The organism is Streptomyces sp. 11x1 (genome assembly GCF_032598905.1).
Taxonomy (GTDB): domain Bacteria; phylum Actinomycetota; class Actinomycetes; order Streptomycetales; family Streptomycetaceae; genus Streptomyces.
The window spans coordinates 6,753,964-6,778,777 of the sequence record NZ_CP122458.1 but is presented as its reverse complement, the minus strand read 5'-3'; the positions used below and the strand labels follow the sequence as shown (position 1 = coordinate 6,778,777).

20 protein-coding genes and 2 pseudogenes are annotated in these 24,814 nt (G+C 71.2%); 14 read left to right on the top strand and 8 right to left on the bottom strand.

What is annotated here, in order from left to right:
• Positions 1-33: 33 nt before the first annotated feature.
• From P8T65_RS29815 to P8T65_RS29765, 11 genes are all read left to right on the top strand, one after another.
• The gene (locus tag P8T65_RS29815; RefSeq protein ID WP_184893891.1) at positions 34-366 is read left to right on the top strand and encodes a hypothetical protein; all 333 of its coding nucleotides are present in this window, start codon (positions 34-36) and stop codon (positions 364-366) included.
• A 43-nt stretch (positions 367-409) separates the two neighbouring features.
• Positions 410-721, top strand: coding sequence for a pore-forming ESAT-6 family protein (locus tag P8T65_RS29810; protein ID WP_005486398.1), 312 nt, complete (start codon positions 410-412; stop codon positions 719-721).
• A 42-nt stretch (positions 722-763) separates the two neighbouring features.
• Positions 764-1,081 (top strand): hypothetical protein, encoded by a 318-nt coding sequence (locus P8T65_RS29805; protein ID WP_316728264.1) that lies wholly within the window; start codon positions 764-766, stop codon positions 1,079-1,081.
• Between the two features lie 16 nt (positions 1,082-1,097).
• Positions 1,098-2,486, top strand: coding sequence for a type VII secretion integral membrane protein EccD (eccD, locus tag P8T65_RS29800; RefSeq protein ID WP_316728263.1), 1,389 nt, complete (start codon positions 1,098-1,100; stop codon positions 2,484-2,486).
• An 811-nt stretch (positions 2,487-3,297) separates the two neighbouring features.
• The gene (locus tag P8T65_RS29795; protein WP_230211623.1) at positions 3,298-4,143 is read left to right on the top strand and encodes a type VII secretion protein; all 846 of its coding nucleotides are present in this window, start codon (positions 3,298-3,300) and stop codon (positions 4,141-4,143) included.
• Positions 4,144-4,174: 31 nt separating this feature from the next.
• Complete coding sequence (gene eccCa, locus P8T65_RS29790) at positions 4,175-8,206, top strand: type VII secretion protein EccCa (protein ID WP_316728262.1); 4,032 nt, start codon at positions 4,175-4,177, stop codon at positions 8,204-8,206.
• The gene (locus P8T65_RS29785) at positions 8,203-9,735 is read left to right on the top strand and encodes a DUF6177 family protein (RefSeq protein WP_316728261.1); all 1,533 of its coding nucleotides are present in this window, start codon (positions 8,203-8,205) and stop codon (positions 9,733-9,735) included. Before eccCa ends, P8T65_RS29785 begins: the two co-directional genes overlap by 4 nt.
• Positions 9,736-9,863: 128 nt before the next feature.
• Positions 9,864-11,018: an extracellular solute-binding protein gene (locus P8T65_RS29780; RefSeq protein WP_316728260.1), complete on the top strand. Its 1,155-nt coding sequence runs from the start codon at positions 9,864-9,866 to the stop codon at positions 11,016-11,018.
• Positions 11,019-11,067: 49 nt separating this feature from the next.
• Complete coding sequence (locus P8T65_RS29775) at positions 11,068-12,840, top strand: iron ABC transporter permease (RefSeq protein ID WP_316728259.1); 1,773 nt, start codon at positions 11,068-11,070, stop codon at positions 12,838-12,840.
• Complete coding sequence (locus tag P8T65_RS29770) at positions 12,833-13,960, top strand: ABC transporter ATP-binding protein (RefSeq protein ID WP_316728258.1); 1,128 nt, start codon at positions 12,833-12,835, stop codon at positions 13,958-13,960. The genes P8T65_RS29775 and P8T65_RS29770 overlap by 8 nt, the downstream gene beginning before the upstream one ends.
• Before the next feature lie 105 nt (positions 13,961-14,065).
• Positions 14,066-14,764, top strand: coding sequence for a hypothetical protein (locus P8T65_RS29765; RefSeq protein ID WP_316728257.1), 699 nt, complete (start codon positions 14,066-14,068; stop codon positions 14,762-14,764).
• Here the strand turns inward: P8T65_RS29765 and P8T65_RS29760 are convergent.
• Positions 14,691-15,221, bottom strand: a complete 531-nt coding sequence (locus tag P8T65_RS29760) for an ATP-binding protein (protein WP_316728256.1) — start codon at positions 15,219-15,221, stop codon at positions 14,691-14,693. The two genes, P8T65_RS29765 and P8T65_RS29760, sit on opposite strands and share 74 nt — an antisense overlap.
• A 159-nt stretch (positions 15,222-15,380) precedes the next feature.
• Between P8T65_RS29760 and P8T65_RS29755 the strand changes: the two are divergent.
• Both P8T65_RS29755 and P8T65_RS29750 read left to right on the top strand, forming a co-directional pair.
• Positions 15,381-16,239, top strand: a pseudogene (locus P8T65_RS29755) (helix-turn-helix domain-containing protein).
• Positions 16,236-16,475 (top strand): DUF397 domain-containing protein, encoded by a 240-nt coding sequence (locus tag P8T65_RS29750; RefSeq protein WP_316728255.1) that lies wholly within the window; start codon positions 16,236-16,238, stop codon positions 16,473-16,475. The pseudogene P8T65_RS29755 and the gene P8T65_RS29750 overlap by 4 nt, the downstream one beginning before the upstream one ends.
• Here the strand turns inward: P8T65_RS29750 and P8T65_RS29745 are convergent.
• Positions 16,450-18,891 (bottom strand): hypothetical protein, encoded by a 2,442-nt coding sequence (locus tag P8T65_RS29745; RefSeq protein ID WP_316728254.1) that lies wholly within the window; start codon positions 18,889-18,891, stop codon positions 16,450-16,452. The two genes, P8T65_RS29750 and P8T65_RS29745, sit on opposite strands and share 26 nt — an antisense overlap.
• Before the next feature lie 336 nt (positions 18,892-19,227).
• Entirely contained in the window at positions 19,228-19,953 is a 726-nt protein-coding gene (locus P8T65_RS29740) for a DUF6333 family protein (RefSeq protein ID WP_316728253.1), read from the bottom strand.
• 224 nt (positions 19,954-20,177) lie between these two features.
• On the opposite strand from P8T65_RS29740, the pseudogene P8T65_RS47405 reads away from it, so the two are divergent.
• Positions 20,178-20,737, top strand: a pseudogene (locus tag P8T65_RS47405) (helix-turn-helix transcriptional regulator).
• A gap of 20 nt (positions 20,738-20,757) precedes the next feature.
• On the opposite strand, the gene P8T65_RS29725 reads toward P8T65_RS47405, so the two are convergent.
• From P8T65_RS29725 to P8T65_RS29705, 5 genes are all read right to left on the bottom strand, one after another.
• Positions 20,758-21,150 carry a hypothetical protein gene (locus tag P8T65_RS29725; protein WP_316728250.1) on the bottom strand — a complete coding sequence of 131 codons (393 nt, stop codon included), beginning with the start codon at positions 21,148-21,150 and terminating at the stop codon, positions 20,758-20,760.
• Positions 21,147-21,428 (bottom strand): Arc family DNA-binding protein, encoded by a 282-nt coding sequence (locus P8T65_RS29720; RefSeq protein ID WP_316728249.1) that lies wholly within the window; start codon positions 21,426-21,428, stop codon positions 21,147-21,149. Before P8T65_RS29720 ends, P8T65_RS29725 begins: the two co-directional genes overlap by 4 nt.
• Positions 21,429-21,512: 84 nt before the next feature.
• A complete protein-coding gene (locus tag P8T65_RS29715) occupies positions 21,513-22,310 on the bottom strand; it encodes a sugar phosphate isomerase/epimerase family protein (RefSeq protein WP_316731782.1) in 798 nt (265 codons plus the stop codon).
• A gap of 56 nt (positions 22,311-22,366) precedes the next feature.
• Positions 22,367-23,521 carry a dihydrodipicolinate synthase family protein gene (locus P8T65_RS29710; protein ID WP_316728248.1) on the bottom strand — a complete coding sequence of 385 codons (1,155 nt, stop codon included), beginning with the start codon at positions 23,519-23,521 and terminating at the stop codon, positions 22,367-22,369.
• Positions 23,518-24,675, bottom strand: coding sequence for a Gfo/Idh/MocA family oxidoreductase (locus tag P8T65_RS29705; RefSeq protein ID WP_316728247.1), 1,158 nt, complete (start codon positions 24,673-24,675; stop codon positions 23,518-23,520). Before P8T65_RS29705 ends, P8T65_RS29710 begins: the two co-directional genes overlap by 4 nt.
• Positions 24,676-24,814: the final 139 nt, after the last annotated feature.

The window sequence follows — 24,814 nt, the reverse complement described above, 5'->3', positions numbered from 1 at the left end:
TAGGTGACCCAGACACACGGGGGTGGACACGACGTGAAGTTCGACATGGGGGCGACGACCCTGGCGGAGCTCGGGAAGAGCACGCTCGGTTCGAGCGACGACCTCGGGACGCTGATCCAGCTGCTGATCAGCGCGGCGGAGCCGCTGGAGGGCAAGTTCAACGGCGCGGGCAAGGTGGCGTTCGACTCGTTCAAGAACCGCGCGGACGAGATCACCGCCGACCTGAACGGCTCGCTCGCCGCGATCCTGGGCGGCCAGTCGGGCATGGACAACGCGTTCGGCACCGGTGACGTGGAGTCCCAGGACAACGCCAACCAGAACATGGGCCTGGCCAACTTCGACGCGGCCCGCTTCGGCGCCCGATAGGCAGCGACGAGCAGGAACGAGTAGGAACGAGGGGGAAGTACTCATGGCTCAGAACCAGGACCGCCGTTCGTACGACACCGGGGCCTCCGGCGAGGTGCAGACCGCGCTCGGCACGATCGTGGGGCAGCTGGAGCGGGTGCTCGGCGACCGTGACGCCGCCGTCAAGGCCGCGATGACCGAGTTCCAGGCGGACGGTGTCTCGGACGACTACCACGGCAAGGAAGAGCGCTGGAAGAAGGCGGCGGGCGAGGTCCGCGAGATCATCCGCCTGGTGCGCACCACGCTCGAACAGAATGACGGCACGGCCCAGTCGACGCTGGCCAAGGCCCGCGCGGCGGTCGACCAGATCGGCTGACGGGCCGGCTCCGAGAGACGAAGTGAACGGGGTCCCGTAGCCGTGGCAGCGCAGGAGTACGACAGCCAGTTGCTGGAGTCGGTGTCGGTGCGGCGTCGACGGCTGCGGGACGCCCTGCTGTTCGGGGCGCAGCGGCAGCGGCGCTCGGTGGACGAACGGGTCGGGAAGGTCTTCGCCGGGATCGTCATCGCGGCGGTGTTGTGCGCGGGGTGTGTGGGGTGGTCGTTCGTGTCGAACCGCATCATCGGCAAGAGTCCGTACGGGGGTTCGGTGCAGCCGTCGTTCACCCCGTCCGCCACCCCGTCCTCCACGTTTTCCACAGGGTTTTCCACAGCCCCGACCGGCAAATCCACCCGGTGATAGGTTCGATCACGTGATGGCTACGGGGACGTTGGGGCAGGTCACGGGTGGTGCGCGGACGGCGCTCAGCCGGGTCACGCTGGTCGGTGAGCGGCGGCGGGTGGACCTCGTGCTGCCGTCGCGGGAGCCGGTCGGGCTGCTGCTGCCGGAGATCATGCGGCTGCTCGACGACCGGGTGGGCGAGCGGCCCGAGTTGCGGCATCTCGTCACGGCGGACGGATCGGCGCTGGCGCACGACAGCACCCTGGAGACGGCCGGAATACCGGACGGCGCGGTACTGCGGCTCGTCCGGGCCGAGGACGCGCCGTCGGCGCCCGTCGTGCACGACGTCACGGACGAGGCCGCCGAAGATCTCGATGCCCGGGGCCTGCGCTGGGGGCCGGCCACACGCCGGATCACCGCCGGGCTCGCCACGGTCGGCTGGGCCGTCGCCGCCGGACTGTTCGCACGGGACGCGTACGAGCCCGGGGTCGTCGCCGGCACGCTCCTCGCTGTTGCGCTGGTGGTGGCGCTCGCGGGCGCGCTGCTGGGGCGGGCGGGGAAGCGGGGGCTCGCCACGACGCTGATCGTGACGGCCGGTGCGCTGGGGCTGCTGGGTGCGTCGACGTGGGCGGAGGCGGAGCGGTGGACCGGGATGCCGCAGGTCGCGGCCATGGCTGCCACCGGGGTCGGCACGCTCGCGCTGCTCGGGCCGTTCACGCCGCTCGGGCGGGGCGGGCTGGTCGGGGCGGGGGCGCTGGCCGGGGTCTCGGTGTGCTGGCTGGGGGTCGCCGTCGCGGTGTCGGGGACGGTGTCGTCGTCGGTGCCGGAGCAGGCCGAGGTGGGGGCCGTGCTGGCCGTGGTCTCCGTGGTCGTGCTCGGGCTGCTGCCCAGAATGGCGCTGATGGCGTCGGGGCTCTCCGGGCTCGACGACCGGCGCTCCGGGGGTGCGTCCGTGAGCCGCTTCCAGGTGTCGGCGGCCCTCACCGCCACGCACCGGGGGCTGGCGCTGGCGACGGTCACGATGGCCGTGTCGGCGACCGCCGCCGGAGTTTTCGCGCTGCGGGCGCCCACCAAGTGGACCGTGCTGCTGGCCGTCGTCACCATGGTCGTCCTCGCGTTGCGCGCACGGGCGTTCCCGCTGGTCGTCGAGGTCGTGGTGCTGCTCGGTGCGGCGGCCGTGCTCGCCGTGCGGCTGGTGTCGGCGTGGCTGGACCACTCCGGCGAGGCGGCCGGTCCGCTCGCCGTCCTCGTCCTGCTCGCCGCCCTGCCGCTGCTGGTGCTCGCCGTGCAGCCCGCCGAGCACGTCCGCGTACGGCTCCGGCGCTTCGGCGACACCCTCGAATCGATCGGCGTCATCGCCCTGTTCCCGCTGCTCATCGGGGTGTTCGGCGTGTACGGACGACTGCTCGACACGTTCGCTTAGGAGCTGGGGGCCGCACATGGCGCAGGCAGGGGACTGGCAGCGGGATGTGCTGCGCGAGCTGGGCCGAGAGGAAGCGGTCGACGGGGGCGACCAGGCAACCCCCGAGCCACCACACCCACCGACCCGCCGGGCCGAGCCGACGCTGAGGTTGGTGCGCTCGGTACCGTCGGAGCCGGCGGGACCTCCGGAGCCTCCGGAACAGCCGAGCACAGCGGGCACGCCGGGCACGCCGGAGGGCGGCATGCCTGTGGGCAGGCCTGAGGGGCCCGAGGCGCCCGCCCAGGGCATGCCGGCCGCGCAACCGCCGGTGCAGGCCGTGCCCGGAGCGCAGCCGCCGGTGCAGGCAGCACCCTTCGGGCAACCGCCGGTGGAGCTCACGTCCGGCGCGCAACCGCCCGGCGTAGGGCCGGCGGTGCCGCACGCCCTCACGGTGGATCCTCGGACCGGGCTCCCCCTGGCGGCTGCCCCGTCGTCGGCAGGCGCGCCCGGTGGGTGGGCCGGTGACGCGGCTGGACCAGGGCTGCCCGGTGGAGTGGCCGGGCCGGGCCGTCCCGGTGTATCGGCCGGGTCCGGACAACCCGGCAGTCAGCCTCGCTTCGCAGCCGAACCCGCCGGGGCCCGGCGCCCCGCCGAAGACCCCTACCCGATCCCCGGGACCTCCCCCGCGCCCGGAGAGCACACCGCACCCGGGGGCTCCCCTGCCCCCCGGACCCCTCACACCCCGCAGACCCCCCTGCACGCCCCCGATTCCGTGCCCACCATCGATCCTCGGCTGGCGCATGCGCTCGGGCGGCCTCAGCACGGGGAGTCCGTGGCCCGGCGGACGGGGCGGTCCCTTCGGAAGCTGGCCGGGTCGGCCGCGCAGGACGTCGCCGAGGAGACGCGGATCGCGCGGGAGTTGCAGCAACCGGTGACCACCGGGCGGGTGATCGCGGTGACGTCCATCCGGGGCGGCGTCGGGAAGTCGACGATGGCCGCGCTGCTGGGCCGGACGTTCAACCACTACCGGCACGACCCGGTGCTGACGCTGGAGGCCGACGCCGCGCTGGGCACGCTGCCGGTGCGGATGGGCGCCGACTCGGTGCGCTGGGCGGCGGCCGACCTCGCGCGGATCCTCAACCCGGCCATGCAGCTCACCGATGTCACCGGTTACCTCGTGCCCGTCTCGGACGGCGGCTGGCTGCTGCCCGCCAGCCAGGGCCGGGTCGGGGCCCCGCTGGACATCCGTACGTACCGCACGGTGACCCTCGCGCTGCGGCGCTACTTCGCGGTGACCGTGGTGGACTGCGAGACCCTGCCGGGCGAGGTGGCCCGTACGGCGATGGACACCGCCCACGCGCGGGTGGTCGTCGCGCCGATGACCGCCGAGGGTGTCAACGGCACCCGCCAGGTCCTGGACTGGCTGGGCCAGTTGCCGCACTCCGCGCTCTCCTCGACCGTCGTCGCACTGACCGCCAACTCCCCCGACGTCACGCTGGACCGCGCCACGGCCGTCGCCCACCTCAAGGAGTCCGGCGTCCATGTCGTCACCGTCCCCTACGACCGTCACCTCGCCCAGGGCGGCCCCATCCGCACGGCGCTGCTGGGCCAGGAGACCCGCGCGGCGGCGATCACCCTGGCGGCGGAGGCGATGACCCGCGCGGTGAGGATGCGATGAACGACCAGTCGTGTGCGGAAGGGGCCCGTCCGTGACCCAGGAGTTGATTCACCGGCCCGCTCGCAGCACCCGGCCGCTCGGTGCCGCCGGTGCCCGCACCATCGAGCCACCGCCGAACCTCCCGGAGGGCAAGGCGGGGACGGCCGCCACGGCGCTGCTGCCGATGGCGGGGGTGATGGGCTCCGTCGTGATGATGACCGTGATCCGCAACAGCCAGTTCGCGGCCATCGGCGCGATGGTGCTGGTCATCGCGCTGCTCGGCGCGGTCGCCCTGTTCCTCTCCCAGCGCGGCAAGGCCCAGCGCACCCGGCGCACCCAGCGCGAGCGGTACCTGGAGTATCTGGAGGAGCTGCGCGAGGAGTTCGGGGCCGAGGAACGGGAGCGGCGGGCACTCGCGCGCGTGCTGAATCCGCCCCCGGAGGCACTGTACGACCTGGTGCGCGACCCCGCCCGGCTCTGGGAGCGGCGGCGGCAGGACGTGGACTTCCTGCGGGTACGTGTCGGCACCGGTGACGTACCCGTGGCGGGTGTGGCCATCGGGCAGAACCAGGGCGGGGTGATGACCCCGCCGGACCCGTTCATGCTGAACGAGGCGCGGGCACTGCTGGCTCGCTACTCGGTCGTGGGCGGCTGCCCGATCACCGTGCCGTTGGACCGCGCGGGCAACGTCAGCGTGGTCGGCGACCGGGAGGGTGTGCTGCGGGTGGCCCGCGCGCTCCTCGTCCAGGTCGCCGTCTCGCACGCGCCCGACGACGTGGCGGTGGCGCTCGGTGTGCCGGGTGAGCGGCTGGCGGACTGGGAGTGGGCCAAGTGGCTGCCCCATGTGCTGGACGGACAGGAGCACGACGGCCCGGTGGCAGCCCGCCGGATCGCGCCGAGCCTGCCGCAGCTGGCCCGGCACTTCCGGCACGAGCTGGGCCGGCGCGCGTCGTACGCGGCGGAGGTGCGCCGGGGGCTCGCCGACCGCAAGGCGCTCGGGCTGGCGTCCCGGATGCTCGTCGTGAGCGACGAGTACGGGGAGACGGCCGTCGAACTGCCGCGTCCGGACACGGCGGTGGGGCTCGCGGACATGGGCGTCACCGTGCTGCACCTGCTTCAGGAGCAGGTGCACGAGCCCGATCAGGTGTCGGTGCGGATCACCGTGCGGGGCGACCGGGTCGTGGTGGAGGACCTGCGCGCCCCGGACCCCTTCGCGACGGCGGAACCGCACACCGTCCCGGCCGCGCACGGTACTTCCGACCAGGTCACCGCCGCCGGTGCCGAGGGGATCGCCCGGCTGCTCGCGCCGCTGCGGCTGTCCGCCGAGTCGGCCGCCGAGGGCACCCCGGTCACCGGGCCCGTCGACTTCCCGGGCCTGCTCGGCATCGACGACCCGGCCCTGCTGAACCTGCACGACCTGTGGGCGCCGCGCGGCGAGCGGGAGTTCCTGCGGGTGCCCATCGGGGTGACGGACCGTCATGAGCCGGTGCTGCTGGACCTCAAGGAGTCCTCGGAGCTGGGCATGGGCCCGCACGGCCTGTGCGTCGGCGCGACCGGCTCCGGCAAGAGCGAGCTGCTGCGCACCCTCGTGCTGGCGCTGGCCGCCACCCACTCCCCCGAGGACCTGGCCCTGGTCCTGGTCGACTACAAGGGCGGCGCGACCTTCGCCCCGTTCACCGAACTCCCGCACGTGGCCGGTGTGATCACCAACCTGGAGAACCAGGCGGGGCTCGTCGAGCGCGTGCACTCCAGCCTCGCGGGCGAGGTCAAGCGGCGGCAGCAGGTGCTCAAGGACGCGGGGAACGTGGCCGACATCGGGCACTACGCCGCCCTGCGCGCCACCCGGCGGCCCGACCTCGAACCGCTGCCCCACCTCTTCGTTGTGATCGACGAGTTCGGTGAACTCCTCACCGCCAAGCCGGACTTCATCGACCTGTTCCTCTCCATCGGGCGCATCGGCCGGTCCATCGGCGTGCACCTGCTGCTGTCCAGCCAGCGCATCGAGGGCGGCAAGCTGAAGGGGCTCGACACCTATCTCTCGTACCGGCTGGGGCTGCGCACCTTCTCCGCCGACGAGTCGCGGACCGTCCTCGACACCACCGACGCCTTCCATCTGCCGCCGCTGCCGGGCTTCGGCTATCTGAAGGTGGACACCTCGACGTACGAGCGGTTCAAGGCGGGGTACGTGTCGGGCGCGTACCGGGGTCCGGCGCCGGCGGCGCAGGACGACGACACGCCGCTCGCCTGGCCGTATCCGACGTACAACACGCTGGAGAGCGCACCCCCCGCCGGCGAGGTCGCCGACGAGCCGAAGGCGACGAAGCGGGAGACCGGGCCGACCGTGATGTCGGTGATGGTGGACCAACTGGCCGCCGCCGCCCGCCCGGTGCGGCGGATCTGGCTGCCGCCGCTGCCGGACGCGATCACGCTGGACGCGGCGGCGGGCCCCGTACGGGTGGACGAGCGGGGGCTGCGACTGGCCACCGCGGAAGGCCCTTTGCGGGTGCCGCTCGGCGTGCTGGACGACCCGGCGAAACAGTGGCAGGGGCACTGGGTGCTCGACCTGACGGTCGCGGGCGGGCACGCGGCGGTGATCGGCGGCCCGCAGTCCGGCAAGACGACCCTGCTGCGGACGCTCGCGCTGTCGCTGGCCACGACGCACACCCCCGCCGAGGTCGGCATCTACGGCCTCGACCTGGTCGGTGGCGGGCTCTCGGCCCTTTCCGGGCTGCCGCACGTCGGCGGGATCGCGGGGCGGGCGGACCGGGAGCGGGCCGCGCGGACGGTCGCCGAGGTGCGGACGATGCTGATCGAGCGGGAGGAACTGTTCCGCGAGCACGGCATCGACTCCGTCGACCAGCTGCGGCAGCTGCGCCGGCAGGGCCGGCTGCGGGAGCTGGGTTCGACGGACATCGTCCTGCTCATCGACGGGTTCGGCGCGCTGCGCGACGAGTTCGCCGAGCTGGACGACACGGTCGTGGAGCTGCTCAAGCGCGGCGGCGGGTACGGCATCCATGTCGTCGGGGGCATGCTGCGCTGGAACGACGTGCGGATCGCGACGCAGTCGATGTTCGGGACACGGGTGGAGCTGCGGCTCAACGACCCGAGCGATTCGAGCGTGGACCGCAAGCTCTCCGAGACGCTGTCGCCGGACACCCCGGGGCGCGTGCTGACCGACGGCAAGCTGTTCGCGCAGGCGGCCCTCCCCCGCCTCGACGGGCGGCCGTCGACGGGTGATCTCGCCCCGGCGCTGGAGGACGCGGCCCGCACGATCCGCTCGACCTGGCACGGTGAACTGGCTGCTCCGGTACGGGTGTTGCCGACCAGGCTGCCCTCGGACCGGCTGCCGTCGGTGGTCGCCGAGCCGCACCGGGTGCCGATCGGGGTGGACCAGGACGCGCTCGCGCCCGCGCTGCTCGACCTGTTCGGCTCGGACCAGCACCTGCTGATCCTCGGCGACAACGAGTGCGGCAAGACGAACCTGCTGAAGCTGGTCGCGGCGCGACTCGTCGAGCGGTACTCGGACGAGGAGCTGGTCTTCGGGGTGTTCGACCCGAGGCGCGGACTGCGGGGCGTGATCCCGGAGCCGTACCGGGGCGGGTACGCGCACAACGCGAAGCTCGCGGCGGGGCTGTCGAACGGGATCGCGAGCGAGCTGGAGAAGCGGATGCCGGAGAGCGCCGACCCGGACGCGCTGACCGACGAACCCGCGTTCCAGGGCCCGCGGATCGTGATCCTGGTCGACGACTACGACATCCTGACCACCGCCGGGCAGCAGCCGCTGGCCCCGTTCCTGCCGTATGTGTCGTCGGCGCAGGACATCGGGCTGCACTTCGTGATCACGCGCCGGGTGGCGGGCGCCTCCCGGGCGATGTACGAGCCGCTGCTGCAGACCCTGCGCGAGACCGGTACGGCCGCGCTGCTGATGACCGGCGAGCGGAGCGAGGGCCAGCTCTTCCCAGGCCTGTACGCCTCGGCGCAGCCGACCGGGCGGGGCACGCTGATCCGCCGGGGCCGGCCGCACCAGCTCATCCAGACCGCGCTCGACAGCGCTTCCGACAGCGAGGAGGGCCACCGCCCGTGACCAGGGACGTCATCGCCCTCACCCCGAAGATGCCCGACGTCTGGGCCCTCATGGCGAGCCTGTACGCCGGCGGCTCCGACCTGGACCTGTCGGCGGCGGCCGAGGGCGCGGTCGTCCAGTTGCACGGGCCCGGTGGCCGCCCGCTGGTGTCCGTGGAGTCGCCGGTGCTGGTCCAGGTCCCCGGTGAGGCGGAGCGGCTGCTCGGGCAGAGCGCTGCGCCCCCGTACTGGTGGACGGAGGCGCGGGCCTCCACGGCCGTCCCGGAGGCGGAGCGGCTCGCGGGAGTGGTGTGCGGGCGGCTCAACGCCCTGCTGGGCGGCTCGACCTGGCCGCCCGGGGCGGCGAGCACGAAGGTGGTCGACGTGTCCGCCGTGCCGTCGGCGGGGTCGGGGCAGCCCGCCGTGGACGTGGTGACGGAGAACGCGGCCGTCGTCCTCATCGACCGGCCGGTGGTGGCGCTGACCAGCTGGCTCGCGGAGATCATGCGGACGGCGGTGGTGTCCCGGAGGTCCCTGCAGATCGTCACGCCGGGCGGCGTACGGCTGACCCCCGCCGCCCGTACGACGCTGGCGCGCGTCCCCAACCGCTGGGTGGTCCAGGACCCGGAGTGCGGGTACTACGACGGGCTGTCGGGGGCGGTGCTGCGCTGGCGGGACGGCGCGTTCTCGCCCGCGTTCGCGGAGGACGGGACGGCGGCGGTGGCGGCGGCGTTCACGCGCGGGACCCGGGGCGCGGCGGGCGCCCCGGCGAACCGGACGGCGGACGACCGGACGGGAGGCCCGACAGGAAACACGAGCGACGCGACGGCAGTGGCCCCCCACAACGCCCCGGCGGACGAGGACGCTCCCGGCCGACAGCTGATCGTCGCCCTCCGCACCGTGCACCGGGCCGACGAGCATCTCCTGCTGGGCGGCGCCCTGGAGGCGGCCTGGAAGGCGTTGACCGGCACGGCACCGGCGGGCTGGGGCACGGCCGAACCGGTCAACCTCCCCTGGTCGCCACGGCAGTTGACGGATCTGGCCCGGGAGCGGGCGCCCGAGCCCTCGCAGCTGCTCGTGGTCGGCACCCCGGACCGGCCGGCGATGGCGACGGTCCGGGTGACCCGGACGACGAAGGGCGTGGAGGAGGACACGGTCCTCACCCTCGGATACGCCGCCGACGAGGACCCGCCGCTGGACCGGATCGAGGCGCTGGCCGACACCCTGGTCCGCGAGCACGGGCTGCGGACCATGCTGACGTCGGTGCGCGCGGCCCGCGCCGACCTGACGACCGCGCCCCGGTTGGAGGGCCCGCCGATCCCGCACGCCTTCACGCTCGGCCCGGACGATGTCCACACCATCGGCCTGGACCGTGCGCGCCGGCCACCGGTCCAGGTGCTCCCGAAGCACCTCGGCCCGACGACGCGTCCGGCGTTGCACTACCCCCTCGGGGACGGGACGGACCCCGGGGCCTGGGAGCGGCTCCAGCAGCTCACGGCACATCTCAAGGGCGATCATTCTCGGCCAGCCACCCCTGCTCAGCGAGGGTGACTCGCGTCACTAACTCAACGACCAATACGAGCAGTAAGAGCTCTGACGGGTGAAGGATTTACCGGCCTGACCTGGATCCCTAACCTCCCGGCAACAGCTGCCACACGGCACGCGCCAGGAGGAGAACCATGGCCAGATCCAGCCAGACCAGCACTCGACGCATCGTCGTCACCGCGTGCGCCGCGACGCTCGCCCTCGGCACCCTGGCCGCCTGCGGCGGTGGCGAGACCGACGCGCCGAAGGTGGCGGAGAACAAGATCTCCGCGGGCAAGGTGCCGGACTACTACCCGGCGGACTACGCCGACCTGATCGCGGCCGCGGAGAAGGAGGGCGGCAAGCTCACCGTCTACTCCAACCTCGGCGACGAGAACATGGCGCCGATCGTCCGGGACTTCAAGAAGAAGTACGACTTCATCAAGACCGTCTCCGTCAACGAGCTGGACAGCGACGAGCTGTTCCAGAAGACCCTGTCGGAGAACGCGGCCGGTTCCTCCCCGGCGGACGTGCTGATCTCCAGCGCGGCGACCGCGTGGTCGAACTTCTCGGCCCGCAAGGACACGGTCCTGGAGTACAAGTCGCCCGAGCTGGAGGAGCTGGGCGAGAGCGCCGAGCTGCTGCCGAGCGTGTACTCGCTGTCGCAGGACCCGATGACCATCGCGTACAACACCTCGCTGATGGAGACGCCGCCGACCACCCTGACGGACTTCGCGAAGATCGTGACGGGGGACGAGGCCAAGTACAAGAACAAGGTGACGGTCCGCGACCCGGAGGGCTCGTTCGGCTTCACCATCACGCGGGCGCTCACCGAGGGCAACCCGGAGGCGTGGAACGACCTGGAGAAGATTCTTCCGCTGACCCGCCCGGAGACCTCCTCCGGCACCCAGCTGGAGAAGATCGTCGCCGGTGAGTACACGGCCGGCTTCCTGATCAGCGCCTCCCCCGCCTACCCGGTCGTCGAGGACAGCGCGGGCCTGGTGAAGATCGTCTTCCCGAAGGACGGCACGGTCGTCCTGCCGCGCGGCATGGGCATCTCCGCCGAGGCGCCGCACCCGGCCACCTCGAAGCTCTTCATGGACTTCGCCCTCTCCGAGGAGGGTCAGCGCGCGGTCGCCGAGGGCGGTCTGGCCTCGTACCGCGACGGCGTGAAGGGCGAGGGCCTGCACACCTACCAGGAGGTCGTGGACGCCGTCGGCGAGGAGAACATCATCCACGTCAAGTACGAGCAGGTCTCCAAGGACGACGCCGCGGCCTGGCTGGAGCGCTTCGACGGACTCCGCAAGTAGCCGGACTCCGTAGGCAGGCAGCTTTCAAGGACGATCGGAGTCAGCTCAGATGTCAACCCTCACCCAGCAACCCCGCACACCGGCGGACGAGACACCCGCGGAGACGTTCCGGCCACCGCGCTACCGCCGCCCCTTCGGCATCGGACGGGACACGGCCGTCCAGTACGCGGTCCTGGCGTTCCTCGCCGTGCTGGTGCTGGCCCCGATCGTCCCGACCCTCTACCAGAGCATCCGCAACCGCCCGCTCTACGAGGCGGGCGGGGCGTTCACCCTCAGCGGCTACACCGACCTCTTCACCAAGGCCGGCTTCGGTGAAGTCGCCCTGAACACCCTGCTGTTCGCGTCGCTGACCACCATCCTCAGCCTGGCGATCGCCATCCCGATGGCGATCGTGGTGGTCCGTACGAAGCTGCCGGGCGGGCGGCTGATCGCCCTCGCCATGCAGTGGCCGTTCTTCATCTCGTCGCTGATCCTCGGCTTCGGCTGGATCATCATGTACGGCCCGGCCGGGTTCGTCAGCGTCAAGGTGCAGCAGCTCTTCGGCTCGGTGCCGTGGAACCTGTACTCGATCCCCGGCATGGCGCTGACGGAAGCCGTGGCGCTCGCCCCGATCGCGTACGTCTTCTGCGCCAACGCGCTCAGGCAGTCCGACGCCTCCCTGGAATCGGCCGCCCAGGTCTGCGGGGCGGGCCCCTTCCGGATCCTCGCGCAGGTGATCGTGCCGCTGCTGCGGCCGCCCATCGTGTACTCGGCGATCCTCGTCTTCTCCGTCTCCATCGAGACGCTGAGCGTGCCGCTGCTCTACGGCCAGCCGGTCAGCATCGACGTCTTCTCAACTTTCCTCTACCACAACGGACTTCAGTCCGTGGACCCCGACTACACCATGCTGGGCGCCGCCTCGACCGTGATCCTCGTGGTCACCCTGAGCCTGGTCGCCGTGCAGGCGAAGCTGCTGAAGGACGCGGCCCGGTTCGTGTCCGTGCGCGGCAAGGTCACCCGGCCGCGCAAGCTGGACCTGGGCTGGCTGAAGTGGGTCAGCATCGCGTGCATCTGGTTCTACGTGATCGTGGGCGCGCTGGTTCCGATCGCCGGCCTGGTGATGCGGTCCTTCACGCTCGTCTTCACCCCGCTCCAGTCCCCGTTCCGGACGGTGACGACGAAGAACTACGAGATCGTCTTCGACTCCGACAACTACGTGCAGTCGCTCTACAACAGCATGATCGTGGCCGGTGTCGGCTCGGTCGTCGTCTCCGCCCTGGCCGTGTTCGCGGTGATGGTGGCCCGGCGCTCGACGTTCCGCTTCGGCCGCGCGGTGGAGTACCTGGCCCTGATCCCGCAGTCCCTGCCCGGCATCATCATCGGTATCGGCTTCTTCTGGGCCTTCGCGCTGGCGCCCTTCGGGATGGGATCGGTCCTCCAGGGCACGATCTACGCCGTCATCATCGCCTTCGGCATGCGGGCGCTGCCCAGCGCGTTCGGCTCGGTCGCCCCGGCGATCATGCAGATCGGCGGTGAGCTGGACAACGCGGCCCGCGTCTCCGGCGCCGACTGGCTGATGACGTTCTTCCGCGTCCTGCGGGCCCTGATCACACCGGCGTTCGCGGGCGCGCTGATCCTCACCTTCGTGATCATGCTCAAGGAGTACTCCCCGGCCGTCTTCCTCTCCTCGGCCGACAACAACATCCTCGGCACCACCATGCTCAGTCTCTGGACGCAGGGCAGGGCCGGATCCGTCGCCGCGCTGGCCACCCTCCAGATCGGCATCACCGCGGTCTTCGTCGCACTCGCTGGACTGCTCATGAAGGGAAAGCACCATGCCTGAGGTGACCGTCAAGAACCTCGCCAAGACGTTCGGCGACAACTCCGTCCTGCGGGACGTCACCTTCACCATCAAGGACGGCGAGTTCTTCACGCTGCTCGGCGCGAGCGGCTGCGGCAAGTCGACCACGCTGAACTGCATAGCGGGCCTGGAGCAGCCGACGGAGGGTTCGATCGCGGTCGGCGGCCGGCCGTTCGTGGACGCCGCCGCCGGGGTCTTCCTTCCGCCCGAGGAGCGCAACCTCGGCATGGTCTTCCAGTCGTACGCGCTGTGGCCGCACATGACCATCGCGAAGAACCTGGCCCTCCCCCTCAACATCCGCAAGGTGCCCAAGGAGAAGCAGAGGACGCTGATCCACGACGCCCTGGACAAGGTGGGCCTCGCCGCGCTCAGCGGCCGCTACCCCCACCAGCTCTCCGGCGGCCAGCAGCAACGCGTCGCCCTGGCACGGGCGTTGGTGTACTCCCCGACGGTCCTGCTCCTCGACGAGCCCCTCTCCAACCTGGACGCCAAGCTGCGCGAGCAGGCCCGTGCCTGGCTGAAGCGGCTCCAGGAGGAGCTGGGCATCACCACCGTCTACGTCACCCACGACCAGGACGAGGCGCTCGCCCTCAGCGACCGGATCGCCGTGATGGAGGGCGGCAACATGATCCAGATCGGCACGCCGCACGAGATCTACGAGAAGCCCGCCGCGCCCGCCGTGGCCGCGTTCGTCGGCCGCTGCAACTTCCTCACCGGCAAGGTGGTGAGCGTGGACGGCACCCGGCACACCGTGCTCCTCGACGCGAGCGGGGAGGTCGTACGGGTCGACAGCGACCGGCGCGTCCCGACGGGCGACTCGGTCACGGTCGCGGTCCGCCCCGAGCGCCTGGAGGTGGTGGCCTCCACCGAGACCCCGGCGGGCATGAACCGCCTCGACACCCAGGTCATCACCAGCTCCTACGTCGGCTCCCGCTACGAGTACGACGTCCGCCTCGGCGACCAGGTGGTGCAGGTGCTCAGCTCCAACGGCGGCCTGGCGGGCGAGGTGGCCCTGGTCTTCGACCCGGGGCACGCGCTGCTGTACGCGGACAAGGTCGAACTTCCGGAGGACCAGCGGGACTTGCTGACGGTGACGTCGTAGCCGCCTGCTCCGTGCTTCGCTGCCGGACCCCCGCAGCGAAGCACGGAGCGAGGCTGCCCGACGCCTCCGTTGTCTGCCCGGTCGTCGCCGCGTGAAGCTGTGGCCATGAGAATCGGCGCGACACTGCTCACGTTGTCCCTCGCCCCGTTGCTGGCCTGCGTCCTGGTGTTCACCGTGTGGCTGCCCCGGGACAGGGATCGCTACGAGGCGTACGGGGCGGCCGTGCCGTGTGCCGCCGGGGTCCCGGCGGCGGCGTGGGAGGACTGTCTGCGGACGCTCCCGTTCACCGTCGACGGCACCCGCAACAAGCCGGGCAGAGGCAGCAGTTACGAGGCGACGCTGTCCGGCGCGCCCTTCTGGAACGGAACCGTGGCATTCGGCGACCCTGACCCCCTGCTGGAGCGACTGCGGCCCGGGGACCGGGTCACCGGCACCGTCTGGCGCGGGGACGTCGTGGTGCTCAGCCGCGGAGACAACCGGCAGAGCACCTCCGACGAGCCTCGCGACGAACCCCAGATGACGGCCGCGATCGGCACGTTCGCGGGACTGCTGGCGGCCCTGGGGTTCTGGCTCGGCGCGATGCGGCTGACCGGCGCCCGCGAGCACCGTACGTGGGCCGCGTACGGCAAGCCGCTGCTCCTCGCGCTGCTCGTCGCGTGCTTCGGTGTGGGGCTGCCGTCCGTGTGGCTCGGCCTCCCGTGGTGGCTGGTGCCCGCCGTCGTCGTCCCCGTCATGGTGTACACGTCCTGGCAGCTCCACCGGTACCGCGTCGCTTCGGCGGCCGGCGCTCCGGAAGGCGCTTGACCAGCGTCAGCCAGCGCGGCAGGTCGATCTCCACCAGCACCGTCTTGCCGGGCGGCACACGGTCCTGGACCTCCCAGCGGTCGGCGAGGGCGTCGACGAGGATCAGGCCGCGCCCCGATGCGGCGAGGGGCCGGGGCGGCGGTACGGCGCCGGGGCCCGGCGGCAGGCGTTCCGCCCGGGTGTCGGTGACCTCGATGCGGAGGGAACCGGTGGGCAGGGACAGGCGGAGTTCGAAGTCCCGGCCGGGGACGCGGCCGTGCGTCACCGCGTTCGCCGCCAGCTCCGCCACGACCACCGCCGCCCGCTCCGACGCCTCCGAGCCGTAGCGGATGCCCCAGGCGTGCAGCTGGTTCAGGGCCAGATGTCTCGCGAGGCGCGCGCCCAGCGGGGTCGAGCTGAAGCGTTGCGTGAACGTCGGTGCCGTGAGCGGGTGTCGCGCGGCGGGCGGTGCAGTCATGCCGCCAATGTGACCTGCGAGGACGCCCGTTCGCCAGCTCCGCGCCGCGTACGCTGCGCGAGCGTACGTGGTTACGCACTGGATACGGTACTGGTTACGTGCCGTAATCATGAGCGTTGAACGGTGTGGTCCGGTGGGCGGGTGCGCGGGAGGTGGCCGATGGCGGCCGACAGCGGCGGCGTGGTGGGGATCGGCGGAGTTGCCGGGGGCGGCGAGCCGGAGTCGTCCGACAGTCTGCGGACCTTCGGGGCGATGGTCCAGGCGTTGCGGGAGCACGCGGGGCTCAGCCGGGAGGAGTTGGCCGAGGTCATCGGCTACTCCAAGCACATGGTGGCCTCGGTGGAGCTGGGGAGGAGGATGCCGGACGCGGCGTTCGTGGAGGGGGTGGATCGGGCGCTGGGCGGTACGGGTGCACTGCTTGCGGCGGCTCAGCATCTGGGACGCCAGCCTGGGTTGGCGGCTTGGTTCCGGAAGTGGGCGCGGTTGGAGGCGGGCGCGATCGTGCTCTATACGTACGAGTGCCGCCTCATTCCTGGGCTGTTGCAGACGGAGGGCTACGCCCGAACGTTGTTCAGGAACCAGCTGCCGCCGCTGGGGGACGAGCAGATCGAGGCGCAGTGGGCGGCGCGGTCGGAACGACAGCGGCTGCTGAGGGAGCGACCGAACACGGCGTTCGGGTTCATCCTGGAGGAGGGCGTGTTCCTTCGGCGAACGGGCGGGGCGGAGATCACGAGGGAACTCATTGATCACGTACTGGAACTTGGCGAGTTGCGGAACGTCGAGATTCAGATCATGCCGCAGATGCAGGAGACTCACTCCGGCCTCGACGGCCCCATGCAACTACTGGAAACACCAGAAAATCGCCACCTCGCCTACTGCGAGGGGCAGGAAAGCGCCCAGCATCCCTGACCGCAAAGTGGTCAGCATGCTGCAGATGCGGTATGCCAGGATGCGCTCACAGGCTCTCACTCTCACAGACTCCAAGAGCCTGTTGCAGCGGATGCGAGGGGACCTATGAGCACCACCGAACTGGCATGGTTCAAGAGCAGCTACAGCAGCGGCGGCTCCGGTGACTGCGTCGAGGTTGCCTGGTCCAAGTCCAGCCACAGCAGCAGCGGGGACGGCGACTGTGTAGAAGTAGCCGCCGCCCCCTCCGCCGTCCACGTCCGCGATTCAAAGAACGTGGCCGGGCCTCAGCTCACCCTCTCCCCCGGGGCCTGGGCCGACTTCATCCCGTACGCCTCCCGGGGCTGATCCCGCGCCGGCGCATCCACCACACCAGCCCGCCGCCCACGGCGGCCAGCGCTGCCGCGAGCGCCGCGAAGAGGCCCACCGGGGTGTCCGAGCCGGTGTCGGCGAGGTCGCCGCCCGGGGGCTTCGGCTTGTCGCCGGTGTCGCCTGGGCCCGGGTCCTGTGACGGCGTCGGGTCCGGCTTGCCCGGGTCGGTGGGCTTGTCGGTCGGAGTCGGGTCGGGGTCCTGGGTCGGCGGCGGCTCGGGGGTGTCACCACCACCGGAGCCGGTCACCTTGCCGCCGCCGAGATAGAGCGTGTCGGTGTCCCGGTAGGACGTGTCGTCGGACTTCCGGGAGTTGACGGTGGTGTTGTCGAGGTCCCGGTTCTCGACGTTGAACTGCGTGCGGGTGATGTTCCGCTTGGGCTGCTTGGAGAAGTCCACGCCGCCGACGATGTAGACCCGGACGCCCTGCGCGGTGTCCACGTCGTACGTGAACTCGCCCTCGGTGTAGATCTTCCGGTACTTGCGGAACAGCTCGTCCTTGTCCCAGTTCTGGTGGGGCTCGCGCAGCGGCCACGCCTTGACGTCGTCGCTGTTGATGATCGACCGGAAGTCGGTCGGGTTCTTCGCGTCCTGCTGCCGGATGTACTCGGCGGCGACCCGTGAGGTGTAGACGCGGCGCAGGTCGGCGTACTGCGGGGCCGTGTTGATCTGCTTCTCGACCTCGGGGACGATCATCGAGTCGATGACCGCCTGGGCGGCGGCGATCTCGGCGTCGTTCGGGTCGCAGATCGGCTCGCCCGGCCCCTCGGTGACGGTCTCCTGCGCGGTCGACTTCAGCGCGAGGGGGGCGTCGAGGATGTAGATGCCGCCGTCCTGCTCGCGCACCTGCGCGGGCTTGGGCTCGATCCAGTTGCGCAGGCCCGGCATGCACGGGTTGCCGTTCTGCTTGGGCAGGGCCGCCCAGTACCGCCTGCCGAGGTCGGTCTCGGGGTCCATGGCCTTGTAGAAGTCGTGCTTCATCTGCAGGTCGGCTTCGAGCAGGATGCGCCCGGCGTCGGTGGAAGCGAACTTGGAGTCCATGACGCGGTCGGGCTCGTCCGGGTTGAGGTTCACCCAGAACTTGTCCGGCGTGAGCGCGAGCCAGGTGAACATGGCGTCGGAGGCGAGCTGCATCTTGGCCTCGCCGCCCCAGCCGGGGTTGTTGTCCGGGTCGGGCATCTGGTCGGCGCGCATGCTGTACTGCATGCCCTTGCCCTTGCCCAGGCCACCGACGTAGCGCAGTTCGAGGCTGGTGAAGTCGATGCCGCCGGGGCCTCCCCTGGGGAGGGTGCCGCGGGTGTCGAGGCGGCGGGCCTCGGCCTGGATCTGCTTGGCCTCCGCGGGTGTGCGGCCTGATTGCAGGGCCCGCTGGTTGGCCGGGCCCCGGGTGCCGCAGCTGTTGGCGGAGGCGACCATGGTCTGCGCGCCGCCGCCTGTCTGGCAGCCGGGGGCGAACCAGCGCTGGTGGTCGGAGTACCCCTTGATGGGAGTGGTCCTACCGACCGGGTTGTAGATGCGCTGGTTGCCGCGTACCTGGTTGGGCTTGCCCCGCTCGCGTTCGAGTTCGCGGTTGAAGTCGTCTACCAGCCCCTGCTGGCCGGTGGTGAACTTCTTCGCGCCGGTGAAGCGGAAGGTGTGGTCAGGCATGGAGCGGGCGACGACCCGGTCCTTGGCGATCTGGTCCGCCCTCGGCTTGGAGTTCGACTTGAACTCGTTGAACTCCTTGGTTCGCTTGTTGTAGGCGTCGTAGCGGCGCTCGCCGACCTTGTCGCCATTGGCGTCGAAGAGCTCGACGTAGACCTCACACAACCAGTCGGGGCCGACGAGCTTGTAGTCCCGCACGAGCTGGCGCTCGAACCCGGCGCCCTTGTTCACGTTGGTCTGGTTGCGGATGTAGACCTTGTCGAACCACGTCTTGAAGGGCCGCTTCTTGCCGGTGTTCAGCCAGCGGGCGTAGATCTCCATCGCCCGGTCGGCGGGCTTGCCGGAGGCGTCGGCGATCTTCCGCCAGGCAGTGACGTTCTTCTCCGTGTCCCCCGGGACCTTGGAGAGGGCCTTCTCCTCCTCGGCCGCCGTGGGGGCCTGAAGCCCGTCGTACGCCAGGCCGGGAAGGTCGAACTCGTAGTTCCTCGGAAGGTCGTCGGCCTTGTGGAAGTTGCCGAGCGGGCTGTTGGGGAAGCCGGAGTTCGCCGGAGTGCTGCCGGCGGCAGGCAGCTTGTTGCGGACGTCGCAGCGGCGGTCGCGCTTGTCCCAGCCGGGCTTGAGTTTGGCCGACACCGCCGGACCGGCGGAGGCGGTGTCGACGGGTATGCCGGGCAGGCCGGTCAGGGTGACGGCAGCGGCCAGACCCGCGGCGGCCGTGAAACGCGCAGTGAGCCGCCACCGTCTGGGCATCTGGAGAGCTCGATTAAAGATGACGTCTTCCCTCGTTGTGGGGGGCACTGAGGGGGTGTGGGTGGCGCGCGAGGCCCCCGTGACGTGTACGCGCCGGGGCTCACCATAGGACCCGAAGTCGGCGTAATCAGGGGTTTGTTGGCGTTGACGGCGTTGATGATGTTGTCAGCGGAGCGTCAATTGTGAGCGAAGGGTGGGGAGTTGACTTCACCGGACGTTGTGGTCCGGCAAGAGGTGCCTCGTCAGGGGCATCCGCCCGGTGCATCGGGTGAATACACCGGGCATCACAGCTGCCACACAACACTCTTACAGGACCGGACTGCCGCAGGGCCCCGACTACTGACCGTCGACGAAGTACAGCTCTTCCATCCTGGACGTGGCGGACTCGCTGTGCCGTACGCGGAAGGCCGTGATCCCCAGGTGCTTCTTGCCCCAGGGGTCGGCCTTGCCCAGGGCCAGGGCGGCGAAGCCGGACCATTCGATGTCGGCCGGGTCCTCCTCGTCCAGGCCGAGTTCCTCCAGCGTCTCGGCGGGGATGCCGAGGGCGGCGGCGATCACGGCCGGGTCGCCCGTCACCTCGAACGGATCGTCCCCGGGCCAGCCGGTGGCGTGGAACAGGGCCCCGTCCGGCAGCCAGACGAGGTCCTCGGTGTGGTCCGCGCCCCCGTGGAAGTGGGCGCGGCCGACGATACGGGCCTCGGGATGGCGCTCCCGCAGGCGGCGGGCCTCGCGCAGGACGGGGGTGTCGTTGCCGTTGTCGGCCAGTGCCGGGCCGCTGAAGCCGAGGACGTGGCCCCACGCGCCGGCGTGCACGATGTCCAGGTCGGCCCGGGTGTCCGTATAGGGCGGCACTTCGATGACGGGCCGGGGCCCGATCTCCTCCAACACCTCGTCGACGGTGCCGAGGGAGGCGGCGAACTCGGCTGCCCGGACCGGGTCGTTGACGGGCAGCGTGAGCGCGTCCACGTCGAACGGCGGGAGCAGGACGGTGATGTCGCAGTGGCCCATGGATCCGCGCACCACTCGGTCGGGCGGGAGGGTCCAGAAGCTGTCGTCGGTCATGCGGGCCACCGTAGAGGGTGCGCGGGACGGGCTTCGCAGGTGCACCCGGAGGTGAACCGGACCCGCTCGTGGGGCGCTGTGCCAGGATGCGGGCATGCGCGCCGACGAGCTGAACCGGGGGCTGCGCCCTTGACTCGACCGGGAGTCGGCCCCGCACGATCGGAACGGAGTTCCGGAGCGACGACGTGCCGGTGAAGCACCGGTTCGACTCCTGGTGCGAGTTGATGCACCGGGCGATCCCGCCCAGCCTCATGAGCAGCGAGTTCGCGGACGACTTCTGGGCGCGGCAGCGGCTGATGGAACTGGGGCCGGTGCTGGTGGGCGACGGCGCATCTGGCGACGGGGTTCCGGCGCACCGAAAGCTGGTGCGGCAGTCCGACCCGGAGATGTACCACCTGTCGCTGGTGCTCGGGGGCGGGCGCTGACCACCCGGATACGGGCGTTCGTCCGGCAGAACCTGCACGACCCGGAGCTGACGCCGCCGGTGATAGCGGCGGCGCACCACATCTCGCTGAGCTATCTGCACCGGCTGTTCCAGCAGGACAGCCCCGGGGAGACGGTCGCGGCCTGGATCCGCGCCCAACGCCTCGAAGGCGCCCGCCGCGACCTGGCGGACCCGGCCCTCGCCGCCACGCCCGTCCACACCATCGCCGCCCGCTGGGGGATGCCCCGCCCCTCCGACTTCACGCGGGCGTTCCGGTGGGCGTACGGGGTGTCGCCGACGGGGTACCGGGTGCGGGAGCGGGCGTCCCGGGGGCCGGACCGGGCCCACCCGCCTGCATGATGCGCCACCACATCCGCCGGTCAGCGTCTCAGGTCCATGACCCCGACACCGAGTCCGTCGTACGCGTGCGGCTCCACTGTGGCGATCAACGCCCCCGCCGGAATCATCTGGTTCGGCTTCGCGGCGTGAACGGCGGCCGAGGCGTCCTGGCTGACCCCCGCTCGTCCCAGTTCGGCCACCGTCACGGCCATGGCGTAGTCGTCGTCGATCACGGACAGCACGTCGACCAGGACACCCACGTGGTCGACCATGCCCGGACGACGGCGCTCGGCCTCCAGCAGACACAGGACGGGCACCCACAGACGTACGTCGTCGCTCGCCGCCGCCGCGTGGATGAGGCCGGAGACCTGCTTGTCACCGCCCAGCGCCACGAGGGTGGGCGCGTCGAGGACATAGTGTTCGATCTGGCTCAAGGTGACGGCTCCACCTGCGCGAGGGCGGCCCTGTGGGCAGCCGTGGCCTCCCGCATCTTGCGCCGCATCTCCGCCGACTCCTCCTTGGACACCTCGTGCCCGAAGCGTTCGGCGAGCAGGGCCCGGGTGCGGTCGGCGCGTTCCCTGATCTGCTCGGGTGTCAGTGTCTGAGCGGCTATGTCCTGCATGAGGGCGCGAAGACTCGTCCCCCGGGCCTCGGCCACGGCGGCGAGCTGGTCACGGACTTCGGCGGGCACACGGATCATGACGTCGGACATACAGCGAGTATACGTGACGTATACGCCCACGTTCGTCGGCGGCGAGCCGGGCGCCGACCTACCACCCGGCTCGCCGCCCGGGTGTCAGGCCGCGTGCTCCACGAACCGCTGTGCCGTCTGCGCGAGCAGCTCCCGGCCGTCGCCCGCCCACAGCTCGTCGTTGAACAGCTCCACCTCGATGGGGCCCGTGTAGCCCGCCGCCTCGACGTAGGACTTCCACTCGCGCATGTCGATCGCGCCGTCGCCGATCTGACCCCGGCCGGTCAGGACGCCATGGGGCAACGGGGTGATCCAGTCGGCGAGTTGGAAGGTGTGGATGCGGCCGGCGGCGCCCGCGCGGGCGATCGCGGCCGGGGCCGTGTCGTCCCACCAGATGTGGTAGGTGTCCACGGTCACGCCCACCTGCTCCGCCGGGAAACGTTCCGCGATGTCCAGCGCCTGCGAGAGCGTCGACACCACGCAGCGGTCCGAGGCGAACATGGGGTGGAGGGGTTCGATGGCCAACCTCACCCCGTGCTCCGCCGCGTACGGGCCCAGCTCCGCCAGCGCGTCCGCGATGCGCTCCCGGGCGCCGTGCAGGTCCTTCGAACCCTCCGGGAGGCCGCCCGAGACCAGGACCAGGGTGTCCGTGCCGAGCGTTGCCGCCTCGTCGATCGCCTTGCGGTTGTCAGCCAGCGCCGCCGACCGTTCGGCCGGGCCGATCGCCGTGAAGAAGCCGCCCCGGCAGAGGGTGGTGACCGACAGACCCGCGTCGCGGACCAGCTTGGCCGTCGCCTCCAGGCCGTGCTCGGCCACCGGCTCACGCCAGAGGCCCACACCCGGGATGCCCAACTCCCCACAACCATTGACCAGTTCGGGGATCGACAGCTGCTTGACGGTCATCTGGTTGATGGAGAAACGCTCAAGTCCGGTACTGGGACTCGTACTGGTACTGGTGCTCACTGGGCCACTCCGTACAGGGAGAGCAGGTTCTTCATCCGGGTCTCCGCCAGCGCCGGGTCCGGGAACAGGCCCAGGCCGTCAGCGAGTTCGTAGGCGCGGGCGAAGTGCGGGAGGGAGCGGGCCGACTGGAGGCCGCCGACCATCGTGAAGTGCGACTGGTGGCCGGCCAGCCACGCCAGGAAGACGACACCCGTCTTGTAGAAGCGGGTGGGGGTCTGGAAGAGGTGGCGGGACAGCTCGACGGTCGGGTCCATGAGGTTCCGGAAGCCCTGCACGTCGCCCGTGTCCAGGACGCGGACCGCCTCGGCCGCCAGCGGGCCCAGCGGGTCGAAGATGCCGAGCAGCGCGTGGCTGAAGCCCTTCTCGTCGCCGGCGATCAGCTCGGGGTAGTTGAAGTCGTCACCCGTGTAGCAGCGGACGCCCTGCGGGAGCCGACGCCGGATGTCGATCTCCCGCTGGGCGTCCAGCAGGGAGACCTTGATGCCGTCGACCTTGTCGGGGTGCGCGGCGATCACGGCGAGGAAGGTCTCCGTCGCCGCGTCCAGGTCCGACGAGCCCCAGTAGCCGTCGAGGGCCGGGTCGAACATGGGGCCGAGCCAGTGCAGGACGACCGGCTCGGCGGCCTGGCGCAGCAGGTGGCCGTAGACCTCCAGGTAGTCCTCGGGGCCCCGCGCGGCGGCGGCCAGCGCGCGCGAGGCCATCAGGATCGCCTGGGCACCCGACTCCTCGACGAGCGCCAGCTGCTCCTCGTACGCCTTGCGGATGTCCGGCAGGGAGGCGGGGCCCGTGAGCTGGTCCGTGCCGACGCCGCACGCGATGCGGCCGCCCACGCTCCGAGCCTCCGCCGCGCTGCGGCGGATCAGCTCCGCCGCGCCCGCCCAGTCGAGGCCCATGCCGCGCTGCGCGGTGTCCATCGCCTCGGCGACGCCCAGGCCGTGCGACCACAGGTGGCGGCGGAAGGCGAGGGTGGCGTCCCAGTCGACGGCGGCGGGCGAGTCCGGGGACACGTCCGCGAAGGGGTCCGCGACGACGTGCGCCGCCGAGAAGACCGTCCGGGAGGTGAGCGGGGTGCCGGGGGACACCGCCAGGGGCTCGGTGCGCGGGGTGTAGGCCCGCAACTGCCCTGTGGCCCCGGGGAGTCGGATCGTCACAGCTGGATCTCCGGTACGTCGAGACGGACGCCCTCGGCGGAGGACTTCAGGCCCAGCTCGGCGAGCTGGACGCCGCGCGCGCCGGCCAGCAGGTCCCAGTGGTAGGGCGCGTCGGCGTAGACGTGCTTGAAGAACAGCTCCCACTGCGCCTTGAAGCCGTTGTCGAACTCGGCGTTGTCCGGCACCTCCTGCCACTGGTCGCGGAAGGAGTAGGTGGCGGGGATGTCGGGGTTCCACACCGGCTTGGGGGTGGCGGAGCGGTGCTGGACGCGGCAGTTGCGCAGACCGGCCACCGCCGAACCCTCGGTGCCGTCGACCTGGAACTCCACCAGCTCGTCGCGGTTGACGCGGACGGCCCAGGAGGAGTTGATCTGGGCGATCGCGCCGCCGTCCAGCTCGAAGATGCCGTACGCGGCGTCGTCGGCCGTGGCGTCGTAGGGCTTGTCCTGCTCGTCCCAGCGCTGCGGGATGTGCGTGGCGGTGAGCGCCTGCACGGACTTCACGCGGCCGAACAGCTCATGCAGGACGTACTCCCAGTGCGGGAACATGTCGATGACGATGCCGCCGCCGTCCTCCGCGCGGTAGTTCCAGGAGGGACGCTGGGCCTCCTGCCAGTCGCCCTCGAAGACCCAGTAGCCGAACTCGCCCCGGATGGAGAGGATGCGGCCGAAGAAGCCGCCGTCGATGAGGCGCTTGAGCTTCAGCAGGCCCGGGAGGAACAGCTTGTCCTGGACGACGCCGTGCTTGATGCCGGCGGCGTTCGCGAGCCGGGCCAGCTCCAGGGCGCCGTCGAGACCGGTGGCGGTCGGCTTCTCGGTGTAGATGTGCTTGCCCGCCGCGATCGCCTTCTTGATCGCCTCTTCGCGGGCCGAGGTGACCTGGGCGTCGAAGTAGATCTCGACGGTCGGGTCCGCGAGGACCGCGTCGACGTCGGTGGAGATGTTCGCCGGGTCCAGGCCGTGCTGCTCGGCGAGCGCCTTGAGCGCGTGCTCGCGGCGGCCGACGAGGATCGGCTCCGGCCACAGCACGGTGCCGTCGCCGAGGTCGAGACCGCCCTGCTCGCGGATGGCGAGAATCGAGCGGACGAGGTGCTGGCGGTAGCCCATGCGCCCCGTCACGCCGTTCATGGCGATCCGAACGGTTTTGCGTGTCACGGCCGGTCCCTTCGTTGGTGTGCGTTCGTTTGTGCGTACGCGTCGGGCGCCGCGTACGCCCGACGAAAGGGTGAGCGTCACAGCAAGCGCTTTCTATTCGATAAGAAGCTAGCCTCTGAGCAGCGGTCCGGACAAGACC

What these genes read in the sequence shown, in the direction of transcription:
- P8T65_RS29810 (WP_005486398.1), top strand. Translation starts at nt 410, where the DNA reads ATGGCTCAGAACCAGGACCGCCGTTCGTACGACACCGGGGCCTCCGGC.
- eccD (WP_316728263.1), top strand. Translation starts at nt 1,098, where the DNA reads ATGGCTACGGGGACGTTGGGGCAGGTCACGGGTGGTGCGCGGACGGCG.
- P8T65_RS29780 (WP_316728260.1), top strand. Translation starts at nt 9,864, where the DNA reads ATGGCCAGATCCAGCCAGACCAGCACTCGACGCATCGTCGTCACCGCG.
- P8T65_RS29775 (WP_316728259.1), top strand. Translation starts at nt 11,068, where the DNA reads ATGTCAACCCTCACCCAGCAACCCCGCACACCGGCGGACGAGACACCC.
- P8T65_RS29770 (WP_316728258.1), top strand. Translation starts at nt 12,833, where the DNA reads ATGCCTGAGGTGACCGTCAAGAACCTCGCCAAGACGTTCGGCGACAAC.
- P8T65_RS29765 (WP_316728257.1), top strand. Translation starts at nt 14,066, where the DNA reads ATGAGAATCGGCGCGACACTGCTCACGTTGTCCCTCGCCCCGTTGCTG.
- P8T65_RS29760 (WP_316728256.1), bottom strand. Translation starts at nt 15,221, where the DNA reads ATGACTGCACCGCCCGCCGCGCGACACCCGCTCACGGCACCGACGTTC.
- P8T65_RS29750 (WP_316728255.1), top strand. Translation starts at nt 16,236, where the DNA reads ATGAGCACCACCGAACTGGCATGGTTCAAGAGCAGCTACAGCAGCGGC.
- P8T65_RS29745 (WP_316728254.1), bottom strand. Translation starts at nt 18,891, where the DNA reads ATGCCCAGACGGTGGCGGCTCACTGCGCGTTTCACGGCCGCCGCGGGT.
- P8T65_RS29740 (WP_316728253.1), bottom strand. Translation starts at nt 19,953, where the DNA reads ATGACCGACGACAGCTTCTGGACCCTCCCGCCCGACCGAGTGGTGCGC.
- P8T65_RS29720 (WP_316728249.1), bottom strand. Translation starts at nt 21,428, where the DNA reads ATGTCCGACGTCATGATCCGTGTGCCCGCCGAAGTCCGTGACCAGCTC.
- P8T65_RS29715 (WP_316731782.1), bottom strand. Translation starts at nt 22,310, where the DNA reads ATGACCGTCAAGCAGCTGTCGATCCCCGAACTGGTCAATGGTTGTGGG.